General features: G+C 69.4%; 18 protein-coding genes. 14 read left to right on the top strand and 4 right to left on the bottom strand.

Annotated elements, in window-relative coordinates:
* Nucleotides 1–4: 4 nt before the first annotated feature.
* Nucleotides 5–433, bottom strand: coding sequence for a DUF4190 domain-containing protein (locus AC0KXF_RS03635; protein WP_473107911.1), 429 nt, complete (start codon nucleotides 431–433; stop codon nucleotides 5–7).
* Between the two features lie 48 nt (nucleotides 434–481).
* Nucleotides 482–919: a DUF4190 domain-containing protein gene (locus AC0KXF_RS03630; protein ID WP_473107910.1), complete on the bottom strand. Its 438-nt coding sequence runs from the start codon at nucleotides 917–919 to the stop codon at nucleotides 482–484.
* 255 nt (nucleotides 920–1,174) lie between these two features.
* Here AC0KXF_RS03630 and groES point away from each other — a divergent pair, with 255 nt between their 5' ends.
* The 4 genes from groES to AC0KXF_RS03610 all read left to right on the top strand — a co-directional run bounded on the left by groES (nucleotide 1,175) and on the right by AC0KXF_RS03610 (nucleotide 4,714).
* Nucleotides 1,175–1,471, top strand: coding sequence for a co-chaperone GroES (gene groES / locus AC0KXF_RS03625; protein WP_223044568.1), 297 nt, complete (start codon nucleotides 1,175–1,177; stop codon nucleotides 1,469–1,471).
* Nucleotides 1,472–1,671: 200 nt separating this feature from the next.
* Complete coding sequence (locus AC0KXF_RS03620) at nucleotides 1,672–2,706, top strand: zinc-binding dehydrogenase (RefSeq protein ID WP_473107909.1); 1,035 nt, start codon at nucleotides 1,672–1,674, stop codon at nucleotides 2,704–2,706.
* Nucleotides 2,703–3,137 (top strand): PaaI family thioesterase, encoded by a 435-nt coding sequence (locus AC0KXF_RS03615; protein WP_473107908.1) that lies wholly within the window; start codon nucleotides 2,703–2,705, stop codon nucleotides 3,135–3,137. Before AC0KXF_RS03620 ends, AC0KXF_RS03615 begins: the two co-directional genes overlap by 4 nt.
* A 23-nt stretch (nucleotides 3,138–3,160) precedes the next feature.
* Nucleotides 3,161–4,714 (top strand): class I adenylate-forming enzyme family protein, encoded by a 1,554-nt coding sequence (locus AC0KXF_RS03610; RefSeq protein WP_473107907.1) that lies wholly within the window; start codon nucleotides 3,161–3,163, stop codon nucleotides 4,712–4,714.
* On the opposite strand, the gene AC0KXF_RS03605 is transcribed toward AC0KXF_RS03610, so the two are convergent.
* Nucleotides 4,686–5,330 carry a GntR family transcriptional regulator gene (locus tag AC0KXF_RS03605; protein WP_017885275.1) on the bottom strand — a complete coding sequence of 215 codons (645 nt, stop codon included), beginning with the start codon at nucleotides 5,328–5,330 and terminating at the stop codon, nucleotides 4,686–4,688. The genes AC0KXF_RS03610 and AC0KXF_RS03605 overlap by 29 nt on opposite strands.
* Nucleotides 5,331–5,454: 124 nt before the next feature.
* Between AC0KXF_RS03605 and AC0KXF_RS03600 the strand changes: the two genes are divergently transcribed.
* The 10 genes from AC0KXF_RS03600 (at nucleotide 5,455) to AC0KXF_RS03555 (ending at nucleotide 15,730) form a co-directional block, all read left to right on the top strand.
* Complete coding sequence (locus tag AC0KXF_RS03600) at nucleotides 5,455–6,501, top strand: ABC transporter substrate-binding protein (RefSeq protein WP_473107906.1); 1,047 nt, start codon at nucleotides 5,455–5,457, stop codon at nucleotides 6,499–6,501.
* A gap of 57 nt (nucleotides 6,502–6,558) precedes the next feature.
* Entirely contained in the window at nucleotides 6,559–7,338 is a 780-nt protein-coding gene (locus AC0KXF_RS03595) for an ABC transporter ATP-binding protein (RefSeq protein WP_473107905.1), read from the top strand.
* Nucleotides 7,331–8,149 carry an ABC transporter permease gene (locus AC0KXF_RS03590; protein ID WP_017885272.1) on the top strand — a complete coding sequence of 273 codons (819 nt, stop codon included), beginning with the start codon at nucleotides 7,331–7,333 and terminating at the stop codon, nucleotides 8,147–8,149. The genes AC0KXF_RS03595 and AC0KXF_RS03590 overlap by 8 nt, the downstream gene beginning before the upstream one ends.
* Nucleotides 8,150–8,152: 3 nt before the next feature.
* On the top strand, nucleotides 8,153–9,367 hold the full coding sequence (locus AC0KXF_RS03585; protein ID WP_473107904.1) for a M24 family metallopeptidase: 1,215 nt from the start codon (nucleotides 8,153–8,155) through the stop codon (nucleotides 9,365–9,367).
* A 16-nt stretch (nucleotides 9,368–9,383) separates the two neighbouring features.
* A complete protein-coding gene (locus AC0KXF_RS03580; RefSeq protein ID WP_473107903.1) occupies nucleotides 9,384–10,568 on the top strand; it encodes an amidohydrolase family protein in 1,185 nt (394 codons plus the stop codon).
* On the top strand, nucleotides 10,540–11,829 hold the full coding sequence (locus AC0KXF_RS03575; protein ID WP_473107902.1) for an amidohydrolase: 1,290 nt from the start codon (nucleotides 10,540–10,542) through the stop codon (nucleotides 11,827–11,829). The genes AC0KXF_RS03580 and AC0KXF_RS03575 overlap by 29 nt, the downstream gene beginning before the upstream one ends.
* A complete protein-coding gene (locus tag AC0KXF_RS03570) occupies nucleotides 11,826–12,968 on the top strand; it encodes an NAD(P)/FAD-dependent oxidoreductase (protein ID WP_473107901.1) in 1,143 nt (380 codons plus the stop codon). Before AC0KXF_RS03575 ends, AC0KXF_RS03570 begins: the two co-directional genes overlap by 4 nt.
* Before the next feature lie 9 nt (nucleotides 12,969–12,977).
* Complete coding sequence (locus AC0KXF_RS03565) at nucleotides 12,978–14,087, top strand: saccharopine dehydrogenase NADP-binding domain-containing protein (RefSeq protein ID WP_473107900.1); 1,110 nt, start codon at nucleotides 12,978–12,980, stop codon at nucleotides 14,085–14,087.
* A 31-nt stretch (nucleotides 14,088–14,118) separates the two neighbouring features.
* Nucleotides 14,119–15,225: a mandelate racemase/muconate lactonizing enzyme family protein gene (locus AC0KXF_RS03560; protein WP_473107899.1), complete on the top strand. Its 1,107-nt coding sequence runs from the start codon at nucleotides 14,119–14,121 to the stop codon at nucleotides 15,223–15,225.
* Nucleotides 15,226–15,361: 136 nt separating this feature from the next.
* The gene (locus tag AC0KXF_RS03555) at nucleotides 15,362–15,730 is read left to right on the top strand and encodes an EamA family transporter (RefSeq protein WP_473107898.1); all 369 of its coding nucleotides are present in this window, start codon (nucleotides 15,362–15,364) and stop codon (nucleotides 15,728–15,730) included.
* Here the strand turns inward: AC0KXF_RS03555 and AC0KXF_RS03550 are convergent.
* The coding region (locus tag AC0KXF_RS03550) for an IS110 family RNA-guided transposase (RefSeq protein ID WP_473107897.1) at nucleotides 15,720–16,671 on the bottom strand (952 nt) is incomplete at its 5' end. The two genes, AC0KXF_RS03555 and AC0KXF_RS03550, sit on opposite strands and share 11 nt — an antisense overlap.

The following is a 16,671-nucleotide window of genomic DNA, read 5'->3' as shown; positions in this document are numbered from 1 at the left end:
CCGCTCAGAAGCTGCCGCTCGATGCGCCCGCGATCCCGAGCCCCACCACGATGATGAGCACGTAGAAGAGCAGGATCAGCACCCAGAAGCCGATCGCCGCGTAGCCGACGATGAGGCCTGCGATCGCCATGCCTCGCCCGTTCTCACCGGTGCGCTTGATCTGGTTCAGCGAGATGTGCCCCATGATGACGCCGGCGACGGCGAAGATCGCGAAGGTGAAGAATCCGACGATGCTGGCGATCATCGAGACGATGGCCAGGACGTTGGTCGGCGCGGCCGGCGGGTAGACCTGGTAGGGAGCCTGCTGTCCGTAGGGCTGCTGGTACTGCGGCTGCGGAGGTGCGCACTGCGGCTGCGGGGGTGCGTACTGCGGCTGCGAGGGTGCGTGGCCGGGCTGGGCGTCGTCGCCGTTGGAGGGCTGGTTCTGGGACACTGCGATGTTCCTTTCGAGAGGCGCGGGAGGCCCGGATCGAGAGTCGGATCAGTAGTAGAGGTCGCTGCTCGAGAAGGCGCTGCCCATGGCCGCGATCATCATGGCGATGAACCCGATGTAGACGACGATGAAGATCGCGATGAACGCGAAGTAGGCGTAGCCCACGATCAGGCCGGTCAGCGCCAGGCCTCGGCCGGGATCGCCGGTGCGCTTGATCTGGGAGAGGCCCATGTGCCCGAAGACGATGCCGGCGATGGGCACCAGGAAGCCGAAGATGACGGCCAGCACGGCGTACGTGTTGGTGGCGCCGAGTGTCGTCGCGGTGGCCGGCTGCGGGCGGTAGGGGGCCTGCTGCGCGGGCTGCTGGTACCGGGGTGCCGCCGTGCTCGCCTGGGGCGCGCCGCCCTGCGGGGTCTGCGAGTACTGCGGCGCGGTCGGGGACGGGGCGCTGCGTTCTGGCTGCTGGGGAGGGTTCGGGGTGGTCATGACTGCTCCTCGAGCGGTTGCGGGCTCCCGATCCGCCCGGGGCGCATCGGCTGTCCCTTCGATTGTAGGCGGCGCGGTCGCGGAGGGCGCGGGGCGCGTCGGGCGGACGCGGATCCCGTTCGCTTTCGGCGATCCTCGGGTCGCGAATTGGCACTCCCCTTGCGAGAGTGCCAACGAGGGTCCTAAACTCTGCTGTAGGCGCGCTCGCACGGGGCGAGCGCGAGAGAACCTTCAGACATTGGAAAGAGGTCAACCGTGTCGGTAGCCATCAAGCCGCTCGAGGATCGTATCGTCATCAAGCAGGTCGAGGCAGAGCAGACCACCGCGTCCGGTCTGGTGATTCCGGATAGCGCCAAGGAGAAGCCGCAGGAGGGCGAGGTCGTCGCAGTGGGCCCCGGCCGCGTCGCGGACAGCGGCACCCGCATCCCGCTCGACGTCAACGTCGGCGATATCGTGATCTACTCGAAGTTCGGCGGCACCGAGGTCAAGGTCGGCGGCGACGACTACCTGGTCCTCTCGGCCCGCGACATCCTCGCGGTCGTCGAGCGCTGAGCGCTCCCTCCCGCACGAGGCCGGGCCCCGATCCTTCATGGATCGGGGCCCGGCCTCGTTGTATGCGTGTGCGAGGAGCCTCGCCCGAGCCGGAGGGTCTCCCGCGGTCGAGGTAAAGAGTATTCAGTTTTAAGTATCAGTATTTATTTTTCTAAAAGTGATGTATTCTTCGGGTGTTGCCACTCGAAGGAGAGTTTTGAATGCGCGCTGTCGTCCTGCCCGAGCACGGGGATATCGATGTTCTGCAGATCCGTGATGACCGAGCGAGACCCGCAGCCGGGCCCGGGAGGGTGGTGCTGCGCGTCGGCGCGTCGTCGCTGAACTACCACGACATCTTCACCGTCCGCGGGATGCCGGGCATCACCATACCGATGCCCGTCGTGCCCGGTATCGACGTGGCGGGCCGCATCGTCGAGGTCGGCGAGGGCGTCGCCGCCGAGTGGGCGGTCGGAGACCGCGTCGTCGTGATGCCCTGGCTCGCCTCTCTGCCGGAGCTGGGCCTGATCGGAGAGGTGTACGACGGCGGCCTCCAGCAGTACGTGGAGGTCGACGCCCGCCTGCTGATCAGGCTTCCCGACGACGTGAGCGAGCACCTCGCGGCGGCGCTGCCCGTCGCCTACGGCACCGCGCGCCGCATGGTGATCGGCAAAGGGGCGATCCGCGCGGGGGACCGCGTGCTGGTGCTCGGCGCATCCGGCGGGGTGGGCGTCGCTTGCGTGCAGCTCGCGAAGCGCCTCGGCGCGCACGTGGTCGCCGCCGTCGGAAGCGAGGAGAAGGGCCGGGCGCTCTTGGAGCTCGGGGCCGACGAAGTGCTGAACTACCGCGAAGAGGACATCTTCGCGTGGGTGGTGGAGCACCACGGCAAGCCGAGCCGCTTCGACGACCGCTCCGGCATGAACGTCGTCATCAACTTCACCGGCGGAGACACGTGGCGCCCGACGCTGAAGTCGACCGCGCTCGGAGGCAGGATCCTGACGTGCGGAGCCACCGCCGGATACGCCCCCGAGGAGGACCTGCGGTACATCTGGACCTACGAGCTTCAGGTGATCGGTTCGAACGGATACGGTCCGGAGGACATCGTCGCGCTGCTGGCCGACGTGTCGGAGGGGCGCCTCGAGCCCTGCATCAGCGACGTGCTGCCGCTGAGCCAGACGGTCGAGGGACTCCGGCGGATCCGCGATCGCGAGGTGATCGGGAAGATCCTGATCGATCCCTGGGGCGACGAAGACCGATGAGCGGGGCCGAGAACGAGGCGGAGATCCTCGAACGGATCTTGGACGTGATCGACGATGCTCCGTTCCAGGCGTGGCTCCCGGCCCGGCTCACGGGGATCGACCCGGACGGATTGGTGTGTCTCAGAGCGGAGTGGGTGCCGAGCTGGGGCAACGGCGGAGACGGCGGTCACACGCACGGAGGCGTCATCGCCGCGCTGCTCGACCTCGCCGCGGAGTGCGCCGTGATGGCGGCGTTCGGCGCGGCCGCCCCGACCGTCGACCTGAACGTGCGGTTCCTCGCGCCGACTCGGGAGGAACCGCTGACGGCGACGGGTTCGCTCGTGCGGAAGGGCAGGACGCTGACGGTGGCGGAGGCGCGAGTGCTCCGAGAGGACGGAGTGCTCGTCGCGATGGCGAGCGGCGCGTTCGCGACCTTCGCGATCGCGCGGTGAAGCGGGACGAGGAGAGGCGAGAGATGGGAACCGGGAACGAATCGACTGCGTGGGAGCGGCTGCTCATCCCCGACTCGGCGGAGGCGGAGGTCATCGAGATGTCGGAGACCGGCGAGCACCGCTGCACGCTGCGCCGACTGGCTCTGCTGCGGGACCGGATGCTCTCGGAGTACTCGGCGGAGTTGAGGCCGGGCCGCGCGATCGGCATCTTCGCCGATAACGGCATCGCCTGGATCGCCGCCTTCGCCGCGGTCGTGCACGCGGGGGCGGTGCCCGTGCCGATCAGCGTGAAGCTGCCTCGGCCCGGCGTGGAGTTCATCGTCGCCGACGCCGACCTGCACACGGTGCTCGCCGACCGACCGCGCATCGCATCGCTCTCGGAGTGGGGCGTCTCGGCGCTGCCGCTGCTGGAGCCAGGCGACGCCGAAGAGCGGGGGAGCGGCGGTGCGGGGGGCGAGGCGGTGCGGCGCCCGGACGACGAGCTGGGCCTCATCCTCTACACGTCGGGCTCGACGGGGCAGCCCAAGGGTGTCGAACTCGGCAATCGCACGCTGAGGTGGATCGTCGAGACCGTCGCGCCCGTCGTCGCCCGGCCCGAGACGCGGATGCTCGTGGCGGCTCCGCTCAATCACATCGCGGCGCTCATGTTCGCCCTGTCCTGCGTCTCGCAGCGGGGAACCCTGGTCGTCATGCCAAGATTCGAGTCGCGAGCCTTCCTCGGCGCCGTGGAGCGCCACCGCGTCACCGATCTCACGGGTGTGCCGCCGATGTTCGCGATGCTGGGCAGGGAGCACGATCTCCTCGGGGAGCTGGATCTGTCGAGCGTCGCGCGCGTGACGATGGGCTCTGCGCCCTCCTCCCACGAGATGCTCGCCGAGATCGAGAGCTGGTTCCCCGGAGCGTCGGTGACGACCTCCTACGGCACCACGGAGTCGGGGCCCGGGGTGTTCGGCCCCCACCCGGACGGCCTTCCGACGCCCCTCGGGTCGGTCGGCGCCGCGCGGCGGGTGCCCCGGATCCGCCTGGTCGACTCCGACGGCGAGCCGACGAGCGGCAGAGGGGTCCTGGAGGTGCGCAGTCCGTCGATGATGATGCGCTATCGGAATCGCCCGGATCTCGTGCCTCCCGTCACGTCCGACGGGTTCCATCACACGGGCGATCTGTTCGAGGTGGACGACCAGGGGTTCTTCTGGTTCGCGGGGCGCGAGGACGACGTCTTCAAGTGCGGCGGCGAGACCGTCTACCCGCAGGCGGTCGAGGAGGCGCTGGAGGCGCATCCCGCGGTCCTCTCCGCGGTCGTGCTGCCCGTGCCGGACGCGTTGAAGGGGCGGAAGCCGGTCGCGTTCGTGCTGGTCAGCCCGGGTTTCGAATTCGACGAGCGCGCCCTGCAGCAGCACGTGCTGGGCAGGCTCGAGCCGTTCGCGCACCCGCGTCGCATCTGGTCGCTCGACGCGTTCCCGCTTGCCGCGGCGAACAAGGTGGATCGGAAGCGGCTCGCAGAGGCGGCGCTTCTCGCGTGCGCCGAGGAGCGGCCCGGCCCGCCGGCCGCTACTCGACGATCGGGGCGAGCTGAGTGATGCCGCGCTGGCGGTGGCTGTCGGAGAGCGCGATGACGAGCTCGGCGTCGCCGGTCTTCACCGCCTCCAGGATCTCGGTGTGCTCGGCCAGCGCGCTCTCGAGGTGCCCGTGGTTCTCGTAGTAGAGGATGCGGTAGGGGTCGGTGCAGTCCCAGAGCTGTCTGATCAGTCGCACTTGCGCGGCGGTCGCGCCGTCGAAGACGGGGAAGTGGAACTCGCGGTTCAGCTTGGTGCTCAGGATGATGTCGCCGCCGGGAGCGGCGAGCTCTCGCTCGTGCGCCTGCTCCATCTTCCAGATGAGCTGCCGGGAGGCGCCCTGCGCGAGGGTCTGGCGGATGGCGTCGGATTCGAGGATCTCCCGGAGCCGGTAGATCTCCTCGATCTCGCGAAAGCTCAGCTTGGACACGATGTAGCTGCGGTTCGCGGTGTGCTGCAGCAGCCCGACGGCTTCGAGGGTCTTGAGCGCCTCTCTGACGGGCACGCGACTCACGCCGAGGCGCTCCGCCAGCTCGACCTGCCGGATGGCCTGTCCGGGGCGCAGCTGACCGGTGGTCAGGAGATCGCGGACCGCTTCGAGTACGTCTTCGTCGGTGGTCCCGCTGCGTGTCCTGCTCACTGTTCTCCTATCGCTCCAGCCCGTTCGGGCCTCTTAATAAAAGTGTAACATTTGCGATCCATTTATGCTTTACTGTATACACAATACGAATTTGGTAGCCAAAACTCGATGATGAGGAGAAACCATGAAAACCATCCGCGCAGTGGGGGCCGTGTTCGCCGGCGTCCTGATCGCAGCCACCGTCGCCTGTTCCGGCGGCGGCTCGCCCGCCCCGGACTCCGAGAGCGAGCAGCCGACGAAGCTGCGGCTCGCGCTTCACTGGACCTACCCCGTGGCGGAGTGGGACGGGATCGTCGTGGCCGATGAGCTCGGATACTACGAGGAGGCGGGCCTCGATGTCGAGCTCCAGTTCCTCTCGGGCTCCACGGCCACCGTGCAGGCCGTCACGGCGGGCGAGAGCGACCTCGGCCTCGCCGGCCCGGACACGATCCTGAGCGGAGTGGACTCGGGCCTCGAGTTCACGGTGGTCGCCAACCACCTGCAGCGCACCTCCTCCGGTGTCATCGCGCCGGCCGCCAGCGGCATCGAGTCGTTCGAGGACCTCGAGGGCAAGACCGTCTCGACGGCCGCGGCGAGCCCCGAGCAGGCGATGCTCCGATCGAAGCTCGCCGAGGCGGGCCTCGACTCGGAGAGCGATCTCGCGCTCTCGTTCGTGGACCCGCAGGCCAAGTGCACGGTGGTGCTCTCCGGGGCGGCCGACGCCTGCACCGGTCAGAACAACCACCACGTGATCCAGTTCGCCGACGAGGGCGTCGACCCCGTATTCCTCTCCTTCAGCACGGAGGAGCAGCCGATCCTCGGCCACTCGATCTTCGCGAACGACGCGTACCTGGCCGATCACGCCGACGCCGTCTCGCGCTTCCTCGAGGCCACGATGCGCGGGTACGAGACCGCCGCAGAGGACCTCGACGCCGTCGTCGACATCTACGTGAAGCAGCGCCCGGAGACGGACGCGGCGTTCCTGCTGAAGACCCTGGAGGCGTCGCACGAGCTGATGTACAGCGACCGCACCGACGAGCACGGCTGGGGATGGATGGACGACACCGCCTGGCAGGCCCTCGCGGACAGTCTGCTCGCGGGCGAGGTGCTCGGATCCGAGGTCTCGGTGAGCGAGATCTACACGAACGACTACCTGCCCGAGGACGCCTGGAAGCCGCAGCCGCTCGACTGAGCGGGCTGCGCGACCGAGAGACCTCGAAACGACACGGAAAGCTGTGGTGACCCCCTCATGACCTACATCGCGATCAAGGATCTGAGTCTGACGTATCAAACGAAGACGAAGTCCGTGCACGCGCTCTCGCACATCGACCTGGACATCGAGGAGGGAGAGTTGGTGAGCCTCATCGGCCCATCGGGGTGCGGGAAGAGCACCCTCCTCTCCACGATCGGGGCTCTGCTGGAGCCCACGTCGGGGTCGGTCACGATCGCGGGGCAGACCGTGCAGGAGGTGCGGAAGCAGCGCAAGATCGGCAACGTGTTCCAGGAGGCCCGACTGCTGCCGTGGCGAACGGTCGGCGCGAACATCGCCTATCTCTCCGAGCTGGCGGGGCAGCGGCCCGGCCAGTCGGAGATCCAGGAGATCGCCGACTTCGTGGGGATCGGGGCGTTTCTCAACTCGTATCCGCACGAGCTCTCGGGCGGTATGCGGCAGCGGGTCTCCCTCTGCCGGGCGTTGATCCTCGACCCGATGGTGCTGCTGATGGACGAGCCCTTCGGGGCGCTCGACGCCATCACGCGGGAGAAGATGCAGGTCGAACTGCTCCGGATCTGGGAGGAGACGAAGAAGACCATCGTCTTCGTCACGCACGCGATCGACGAGGCCGCCTATCTCTCCGACCGCATCGTGGTGATGTCGGCGAGGCCGGGGCGGATCCAGGCCGACTACGTCAACCCCCTCGTGAGGCCGAGAGAGCCGTTCGGCCGCCAGACCCACGAGACCTCCGACTTCCAATCCGTGCTGCACAGCGAACTGATGCGAGCAGAGACCGAGGAGCGCACCGATGCTTAAATCGAAGAACTTCCTGCAGGGGGTGCTCTCTCCCGTCCTGCTCATCCTGCTGCTGCTCGTCTTCTGGGAGCTGTCGACCCAGTGGTTCTCGATCCCGAAGTTCATCCTTCCCTCGCCGATCGAGATCACGCAGAACCTCGGGGAGCGCTTCGGCATCTACCTGCCGCACATCCTCGACACCCTGATCCCGATCCTCGTCGGGTTCTTCATCGGATCGCTGATCGGCGTGGCGCTCGCGGTGCTGCTCGACGTCTCGCAGGTGCTGCGGAACACGCTGTACCCCATCATCCTCGCGCTGCAGACGACTCCGAAGATCGCGATCGCGCCGCTGCTGATCGTCTGGTTCGGCATCGGCCTGACGCCCAAGGTGATCATCGTGGCGCTCCTCGCGCTGTTCCCCGTGCTGATCAATGTCGTGGCGGGCCTCGAATCCGCCGATCGCGGCCTGGTGACGCTGGGGAGATCCGTGAACGCCTCTCAGGGCCAGATCTACCGCACGGTCAAGATCCCGTCGTCGATCCCGTACCTGTTCGCCGGTCTGAAGCTCGCGATGACGAACTCGGTGATCGGTGCGATCGTGGGCGAGTGGATGGCGTCCGACCGCGGTCTCGGCTACCTGCTGGTCTACTACAACGCGACGCTCGACACCACGGCCCTCTTCGCCGTGCTCATCATCCTGGTGGTGCTCGCCGGGCTGCTGTTCGCCACCATCGGCATCGCAGAGCGGCTCCTCTCGTGGGACGCCCGCCAGCGCAGACAGCTCTCGTCGACGACCAGCGGCAGTACGCGGGCCGCGGGATCGGGGGTCTGAACCATGAACGGACACGACGGCACGCAGCCCGGGACTGCGACGAGGCGCACGATCAATGCGCACGCCCGGCAGGATCTCGGCCTCCCGTACCCCTTCGACGAGGGGACCTACCGCGCGCGACTCGCGAGAGTGCGCGAGTCGCTCCGCCGACGCGGAAGCGGCGGGCTCCTGATCTTCGATCAGGCCTCGATGTTCTACCTCTTCGGATACGACCAGCTCGGGTACTGGGTCTTCCAAGCGGTGTGGGTGCCGACGTCCGAGTCCGAGCCGGTGCAGGGCATCTGCAGGGCGCCCGACCGAGAGCTCATGGCGCGAGGCGTGGGCATCGACGAGGTGCGCGTCTGGCTCGACGACGATCGGGAATCGCCGACGGCGACCCTCATGCGCTGGGCGCGGGAGTCCGGCGCGGACCGGATCGACGTCGAGCTCGCCTCGCACGCGCTGCGCGGAGACTACGTGCGCGAGCTCTACCTGCATGCGGAGTCGTGCGGCATCTCGCTGGAGAGCGGCGACGAAGTGGTGCTCGCCCTCAGGGAGGTCAAGGACGACGGAGAGCTCGATCTCATGCGCGCGGCGGGTCGCGCCCTGGACCGCGCCTACCTCGCGGTGGAGGAGAGGATCGCCCCGGGGGTGCTGGAGACCGAGCTGAGCAGCGCCGTGCTCGCCGCGCTGCTGGCCGAGGGGTGCGATCCCGCCTCCGTGCCCCCGTGCATCTCGGCGGGGAGCCGCACCCTGGCTCAGACCCACCTCTCGGCGAAGCCGCTGCCCGTGCCGGAGGCGGACATCGTCACGGTCGAGCTCGGAGCCGCGAAGGAGCGGTATCACGCGGTCGCGTTCCAGACCTACTTCATGGAGGGTGCGCCTCGGGCGTACCTCGACCAGTATCGCGCGATTCGGGACACCGTGCTCGCCGGCGTCGAAGAGCTGGTTCCCGGCAGGAACGCCGCAGAGGTCGCGGGATCGATCCACGACCGGCTGGTGCGCGCCGGCAGCGGCCGCGTCGGGCGCCACGTGGGGTACGGCACCGGGATCGGCTTCGCGCCCACCTGGCTCGAGGGGCTCAGGATCAAGCGCAGCCAGGAGTACGAGCTGCATCCGGGCATGACGTTCTTCCTCTTCGCCGGGGCGCCCACCCTGGACGGCGCCCGGCACATGGGGTACGGCGTGCCGGTGGCCGTCACCGCGAACGGGCCCGAGCTCTTGAGCAGTCACGTCTGAGGGAGGGTGCACAGCGATGCGAACACCGACCGCGCCCACGATCTCGGGCACCGTCGCCGGCGTGAGGCGACGCGACGACGAAGGCCTCGTCGACATCGTGATCCGCAGAGGCCGGATCGTCGAGGTGGCGGAGGCGAGCCCCAGAGCCCCCTCCGATCTCCTCTTCGACGCCTCGGGAGCCCGGGTGTCGCCCGGGCTCATCGACCTGCACTGCCACCTCAGCGGCGGCGGGGGAGCGTTCGGACCGGTCTCCCGGCCGCAGCCGCTGAGCGCGGACGACCTGCTGCGCGCCGGGGTGACGCGCGCTCTCGGATGCATCGGCCGCGAGGCCTGGGAGGGCGCTGGCCAGCAGATGCTGCGGAGCGTCGCCGCGATCGAGCAGGGGGGCGTGGCCGCCGCGATGTTCACCGGCGGTCTCGGGCCGCTGCCCGCCTCGGTGCTCGGCGACCACTCGCTGGACGTCGCCCTGGTGGCGGGGGTGATCGGCAGGAAGATCGCCCTGGACGACGATTCGCCGACGGCGACCCCTGCCGAGCTCCGCGACGAGATCGTGCGGGAGGTGGCGCTCGCGAGGGACTTCGGGCGGGTGCCGCGGTTCATGGTGCACCTCGGCACCGACATGCGGCACGCCGATGCGGCGATCGAGCTGCTGACGCTGCTGCCTCGACAGCTGCGCCGGCTCGTCGTCGTGACCCACCTCAACTGGAGCCGAGCGCACATCGGAGTCGGGCGAGAGCTGCACGAACTCGGCTGCCACGTCGACATGACGGCGGCGATCCGCCCCGACACTTTCGCGGGGTCGTACGCCGCCGAGGAGGCCCTCGAAGCGCTGCTCCCCGTGCTCCGCTCCGAGGATCGGGTGTCGGTCTCGTCCGACTCGAACGGCGCGACGTCGCATCGGCTCGAGACCGGGCTCCTGCAGGTGGAGCACCACCCCATCGGAATGCTGGCCGACTGCTACCAGCGAGCCGCCTCGCGCCTCGGGAGACGACTGGCGGATCGGGTCTTCTGCCGCAACCCCGCGCGCTTCCTCTCGGAGGATCCGGTGTCCGACGACGACGCCCGCGACGACCTCGTCTGCGCGCCCGGCGCGGACGCCGAGTTCCTCCTGAGGGATCACGAGAGCCGACTGATCGCCGCAGTGGTCCCGCGGCGGCTGCTGAGGATGGCGGGTGAGGGCGCTGGCCACGACATCGGTTGATCGCTTCCGGCGGGAGCTGCACGCTCACCCCGAGCCGGGATGGGCGGAGTTCCGCACCACCGCGCGCCTGATCGAGGAACTCGCCCTGCTGCAGCACGCGCGGGTCGTGTACGGCGGCGCCCTCGGCCTGGGCGAGCGGCGTCTCGGCGTGGAGCCGGAACAGCAACGGGAGTTCGCCCGTCGCGCCGTCGAGGCCGGGTGCCCGGCGGAGCTGATCGCCGAGCTCGCCGACGCCGGAACCGGCGTCGTGTGCGAGTTCGGCGACGGCAGTCGGGGCGGGTGGCTGGTGCTCCGATTCGACATCGACGCGTTGGCGGTGCGGGAATCGGACGACCCGGTTCACGCGCCGGTCGCGCAGGGGTTCGCCTCCGGCATCGACGGCTACTCCCACGCCTGCGGGCACGACGGGCACGCGGCCATCGGTCTCGGGGTGGCGCGTCGCGTCGACCGGCTGGTCGGACAGCTGCCCCTCGGACTCGGCGTCCGCATCGTCTTCCAGCCCGCAGAGGAAGGCACTCGCGGGGCTGCGGCCCTGGTGGATGCGGGCTGGCTCCGAGGCGCCGGGTGGTTCTTCGGTCTGCACCTCGACGCGCTCGAGGGCCTGCCCGCGGGAACGGTCGTCCCCGGAACGCGGCGCATCCTCGCGACCGAGAAGCTCGACGTCGTGCTCACCGGCAGGGCCTCGCACGCCGCGGAGAGCCCGGAACTCGGGCGTGACGCCCTCGCGGCGGCGGTGGACATCTACGCGGCGCTGCGGGGCTGCGATTGGGACGGCGCGACGGTCTCGTGCAACGCGCTCGCCGGCGGCGAGGCGCGCAACGTCATCGCGGCGCACGCCGAGCTGAAGTGCGAGATCAGGGCGGTGGAGTGGGCGGCCGTCGTCCGCGCGCGCGAGCGCTTCACGCGGATCGTCGAGGAGGAGTCCGCGAGGCGCGGCGTGATCGCGCGCGTCGACACCGTCGGGCGCAGCATCGGGGGCGGCTCCGACGGCCCCGGGACCTCCCTCATGCGCGAGTCGGCGGAGCGGGCCGGCCTCCCGGTCGTCGACGTACGCGATTTCGGGGCGAGCGACGACGCGGCCGACCTGATGGCGGCGACGCAGCGCGGCGGCGGGATCGGCTCCTACGGGCTCCTGGCGACCGGTGGTCTCGCGGACGCGCACAGCGCCCGCTTCGACTGCTCGCCCGCCGCGCTCGAGAGCGGAGTGGCGCTGATGACGGAGTGCGTGCGCACGGTGATCCGAGAGATGAGGCAGGAATGACGAAGCAGCAGACCGTGGCGATCGTGGGCGGAGGCGTCGCCGGGCTCGGAGCGGCCCTCGGGCTGATGGATCACGGGTTCGCGGGGCGCGTGGTGCTCATCGAGAGCGAGACGGAACTCGGGCAGCGCGGCTCCCGCCGAGCGGCGGGCGCCCTGCGGCGCGCCGGCCGCGCCGACGCGGAGGCCGAGCTCGCGGAACGGGCGTTCGCGCACTGGCGCGCGCTCGAGAAGCGGTTCTCCGTCGACGTCGGCATCCGGCAGGGGGGCGTGCTGCTCGTCGGATCCTCGGCCGAGCACGTCGCCGACCTGAGGGAGAAGCACGCCCGCGCGGCTCGAGGGGGAGGCGCGACGCGACTCCTGGAGCGCGAGGAGATCCGCGGTCTCATGCCGTGGATCCGGCACGACGTCGAACTCGGTCTGCTCAGCCCCGAGGACGGCCAGGTGGACCCGGCGCTCGCCACCCAGCAGGTCGCGAAGCTCGTGCGCTCCCACGGCCGCGTCGAGATCCGGTCCGGCGCCGCGGTGACGGGCATCGAGCAGCGCGCCGGCCGCTGGGGACTCGCGCTCGCGGGTGGAGAACCGATCGAGTCGGACTGGCTGATCCTCGCGGCGGGAGCCGCCGCACCGCGGATCCTCGAGTCGGCGGGGCTCACGCTCCCCGTCATGAGCGCCAAGGTCGTGACGCTGCGCTCGGCGCCCGTCGAGCCGCGCTTCGCGCAGTTCTTCCAGGACTGGGACGCCCAGCTCTTCCTGCGGCAGAACGTGCGCGGAGAGCTGCAGTTCGGCTGCCTCGGACAGGACCTGATCCGCGTCGACGACGGCGTGTCCGACCGGGAGGCGGCTCTCGTGCTCGAAGCCTTCCGGCATTCGCTCCCGGGTCTCGGCGAGCCGCGGGTGGTCGACTCCTGGGCGGGGATCATCGACGAGTCCCGCGACCGCCTGCCGATCATCGGGTCGATCGACGGGGCCGACCGCCTGCTGGTCGCGGCGGGGTGGTCCGGGCACGGCTTCCTGCTCGGGCCGTACGTCGGCGACCTCATCGCACGCCAGGTGATGACGGGGGAGCCCGATCCGATCCTGATGCCGTTCGCCCCCGCACGGTTCTCGTACTCGCCGAGCACGAGCAACGTCGACGCCTAGGAGAAGCCCATGCACAGATCAGTCATCATCATCGGGGCCGGCGGACTCGGCCAGCAGATCGCGGCGGCGGCGAGAATCCGCGGATGCCGCTGGCGCATCACGCTCGTGGATCGCGACCGGGAACGCGTCGACGAGGCGGTCGCGGGCCTCCGAGCGCTGGCCGTCGCGCTCTCGCCCCACGTCGAGGGCATCGCTCTCGACGCGCTCGACGAGCAGGGCCTGCGATCGCTCATCGAGGCCTCCCGAGCGGACGCCGTCGTGAACGTCGCGACGCTGCTGCCGGTCGAACGGTGGTGGGCCATCGCCGGGAGGCAGGACGTGGGCCGCGGCTTCAACGAACTCGGCTTCGGGCCCTGGCTGGCGCTGCACCTGGTGATCGCCTCGGCCGTCGCCTCAGCGGTCGGCGCGAGCGAACCCCGACCGCTGTTCATGAACGCCGCCTACCCCGACGCCATCAACGCGCTGCTCGCCCGCTGGCACGGCTTCGCCCCCGCGGGGGCGGGGAACATCAGGCTCCTCGAGCCCGGACTCCGCACGGCGCTGTCAGAGCGCGCCGGTTCAGCCGGCGATGACCTCGAGATCGCTCTGAGCGCGCACTACGTGCACGTGAGGAACCTGCTCATGCGGGAGCCCGAGCTGCCGCAGGGGTGGCGGCTGAGCATCACCGGGCGGGGAGCGCCGGAGGGGCCGGGCGCGGATGAGCAGCGCGCACTGCTGAGGCGAGCCGGGGCCGCCGTGCCGCGCGGAGCCGCTTCCCACACCTGGACGGCGACCTCGATCGTCGAGGATCTCGAAACACTCCTCGGGCAGGGGCCCGCGCGGCGCAGCCTCATGGCCGGTCCGCTGGGGATGGTCGGCGGGTATCCCGTCGAGCTCGCCGAGGGCTCGGTGCGGCTCGCCCTGCCCGAGGACTGGGACGAGGGCGAGCTCGCAGCCGAGCAGCGGCGAGCCGCCCGGCTGGACGGCATCGGCGGGATCGACCCCCGGGGCGCCGTCGAGTTCTCGCCCTCCGCTCGCGACCTCTATCAGAGCATCACGGGCGCCGCCCTCGAGCCGGTCACCCGCGAGAACGTCGCGGACGTCGCGCGCTCGCAACTCGAAATCCTTCGCAAGCTATGACCCGCAACGGGTCGGGAACGGAACGTGCACCATGAAGATTCGCGAGATCGTCGTTCGGATCATCGACGCCGACGGGCTGTCGTTCTCCCTCGGAGAGGGGTTTCGCCTCGGGCAGGAACTGCTGCTCGTGGAGGTCGTCACCGACTCCGGTGCGAGGGGAACCGGCGGCACGTCGACCTACGGCAACGGGCGCGAACTGGTGGAGTCCACCCTCAGCACCTACGCCCCGATGCTGCTCGGGCGCGACCCCTTCGACACGGAGGGGTTCTGGAAGCGCGCCCTCGGGGTGATCAAGCTCTACGCCGCGCCTCAGGCCGCGGCCGCCCTCGACCTCGCGCTGTGGGACCTGATCGGCACGCTCGCCCAGCAGCCCGTCTACCGCCTGCTCGGCGGCGGCCGCGAACGCATCCCCGTGTACGGTTCGCTCCCGCATCTGCCGACCGTCGAGGAGCACGTCGAGCTCATCGACGCCTACCGCAGCGAGCGCGGGCTGACCGCCTTCAAGATCCACCTCTCCGGTCGGGTGCGGGACGACCTGCGCCTCGTCGAGGAGTTGCGGGAGCGCGTCGGCGACGAGACCGTGCTGCTCGCCGACGCGGTCGGGCACTACGACTACACCGACGCGCTGCGGGTCGGACGAGCACTCGAGTCGGCCGGCTTCGAGTGGTTCGAGATGCCGATGGAGGACTACCTCGAAGAGGGGTACCGCAAGCTGAGCTCGACGCTCGAGATCCCGATCACCACGGGCGAGGTCACCAATGCGACCCTCTTCGCGAACGCGAACGCGATCGCCGGCAGAGGATGGAGCATCGTGCGGGGAGACGTCGCGAACTGGGGCGGCATCACGCAGGGCCGGAAGCTCAGCGCGCTGGCGGAGGCCTTCGGCCTGCGGTGCGAGTTCCACTCGTGGGGGTTCGCGGTCAACCAGTTCGCGAATCTGCACGCCATGTTGCCCTGCCCGACTTCGCGCTACTTCGAGTGGCCGATCCCGCCGCAGCCGTTCGAGTTCGGCTTCGCGCCCGTCGTGGTGCGCGACGGCTTCGCAGCGGCGCCCACCCTTCCGGGTCTCGGGCTCGTGCCCGACGTCGACCGCCTCGACCGCGGGGAGCAGTTCCGCGAGGTCTTCGCGCGGGAGTAGCCGGCGCCCGCGGGCGGCGCGCCGTCCGAGACCGGCGAGCTCCCCCCTCCCCGGGCCGGCACCCGGGCGGCGCCACGCGCGGACCCCGCCCCGACGAGACCGCGCACCGGAGCGGGAGTAGCCTGATCCGGTGCGCATGACTCGTTCAGGACTGGGATACGGGCTGGGCGCCTACCTCATCTGGGGTGTCTTCCCCTTCTTCTTCGGCCTCATCGCGGTGGTCGGGCCGTTCGAGGTGGTGCCCTGGCGGGTCGGCGCGACCCTCACGTTCTGCGTGATCCTCGTCTCCGCGACCCGTCGCTGGGGCCAGGTGGGGGCGATCCTGCGCTCGCCGCGACTGCTCGGCTGGTTCACCCTCTCAGCGCTGCTGCTCTACGCGAACTGGCAGCTCTTCGTGATCGGCGTGATGACGGGGCACGTGCTCGAGACCTCGCTCGGCTACTTCATCAACCCGCTCTTCACGATCCTCATCGGCGTTGATGCTCCTATAGTTGTCAACTCATGATTTCCCCGGTTCTTGGATTGACTTTGATCAGGTGGTAGAGCTCTCGGATCACGTAGCGCTTTAGACATCGGATGATGTCTCGTTTGCTCTTGCCCTCGGCGGTTCTGCGGGCGACGTAATCAATGGTGGGTTGGTGGAATCGCATTCTCGCGATCACGGTCCGATAGATCGCGGCGTTGAGTTGTCGGTGTCCTCCATGGTTGATGCGATGCTTCCCACTTGTCATACCCGACCCTGTAGGGACGGGGCTGATGCCGGCGAGTTTCGCGAACGCAGCCTCGGACTTGATGCGCCCGGGATTATCGCCAGCAACAATGAGGATCTCGGCAGCAGTATCGACGCCGATACCGAGCTCCTCCAGCAGGTGCGGAGCACGCCCGAGGACGAGTTCCTCGATCATGCCGTTGAGTTCTTTGATTTCCTCATCGAGCATGAGCCAACGCCTCGCGAGCGACCGCAGGGTATGCCGGTTCGCGTCCTCGGGAGACTCAAGGCTGCGCGGCCGGAATGCGGCGCAGTGACGCGCGAGAGCCCGCTGGGTCTTCCGAGCGGTCTCGGTGCGGAGCTGTTCTGGTGCGTGCACGAGCATCGCTTTGAGCGTCACCATCGTCGCGGCTTTCTGCTTGACCGCGGTGTCATGGGCGACTTTGAGCTGTCGAATCATCTCGACCGCCCCGTCCATCGTTTTCGGGGTCGCGGTCGCGAATCCCGCAAGCACGGCTCTCGCGGCGTTCTCCGCGTCGAGGGTGTCGGACTTCCCGTTGAGTCGGCGGAGACGCCTATCGGGGCGTGAGACCTCGACGACTTTGTGGCCTTGCCGGCGCAGGAACGAGGTGAGACCTGCCCCGTAGGAGCCGGTTCCCTCGATTCCGAACGAGATGATCCTCCCGAAGGTCCCAGCCCAGTCGAGGAGTTGCCGGAACCCAGCGGTGTCGGTCGCG

The organism is Leucobacter holotrichiae, from assembly GCF_055791005.1.
This window is presented reverse-complemented; position numbering and strand designations above follow the sequence as displayed.

Excerpts from the sequence above, each read along its gene's own strand:
- AC0KXF_RS03595 (WP_473107905.1), top strand. The coding sequence starts at position 6,559 with ATGACCTACATCGCGATCAAGGATCTGAGTCTGACGTATCAAACGAAG.
- AC0KXF_RS03570 (WP_473107901.1), top strand. The coding sequence starts at position 11,826 with ATGACGAAGCAGCAGACCGTGGCGATCGTGGGCGGAGGCGTCGCCGGG.
- AC0KXF_RS03620 (WP_473107909.1), top strand. The coding sequence starts at position 1,672 with ATGCGCGCTGTCGTCCTGCCCGAGCACGGGGATATCGATGTTCTGCAG.
- AC0KXF_RS03615 (WP_473107908.1), top strand. The coding sequence starts at position 2,703 with ATGAGCGGGGCCGAGAACGAGGCGGAGATCCTCGAACGGATCTTGGAC.
- AC0KXF_RS03590 (WP_017885272.1), top strand. The coding sequence starts at position 7,331 with ATGCTTAAATCGAAGAACTTCCTGCAGGGGGTGCTCTCTCCCGTCCTG.
- AC0KXF_RS03610 (WP_473107907.1), top strand. The coding sequence starts at position 3,161 with ATGGGAACCGGGAACGAATCGACTGCGTGGGAGCGGCTGCTCATCCCC.
- AC0KXF_RS03600 (WP_473107906.1), top strand. The coding sequence starts at position 5,455 with ATGAAAACCATCCGCGCAGTGGGGGCCGTGTTCGCCGGCGTCCTGATC.
- AC0KXF_RS03565 (WP_473107900.1), top strand. The coding sequence starts at position 12,978 with ATGCACAGATCAGTCATCATCATCGGGGCCGGCGGACTCGGCCAGCAG.
- AC0KXF_RS03585 (WP_473107904.1), top strand. The coding sequence starts at position 8,153 with ATGAACGGACACGACGGCACGCAGCCCGGGACTGCGACGAGGCGCACG.
- AC0KXF_RS03580 (WP_473107903.1), top strand. The coding sequence starts at position 9,384 with ATGCGAACACCGACCGCGCCCACGATCTCGGGCACCGTCGCCGGCGTG.
- AC0KXF_RS03630 (WP_473107910.1), bottom strand. The coding sequence starts at position 919 with ATGACCACCCCGAACCCTCCCCAGCAGCCAGAACGCAGCGCCCCGTCC.
- AC0KXF_RS03560 (WP_473107899.1), top strand. The coding sequence starts at position 14,119 with ATGAAGATTCGCGAGATCGTCGTTCGGATCATCGACGCCGACGGGCTG.
- AC0KXF_RS03555 (WP_473107898.1), top strand. The coding sequence starts at position 15,362 with ATGACTCGTTCAGGACTGGGATACGGGCTGGGCGCCTACCTCATCTGG.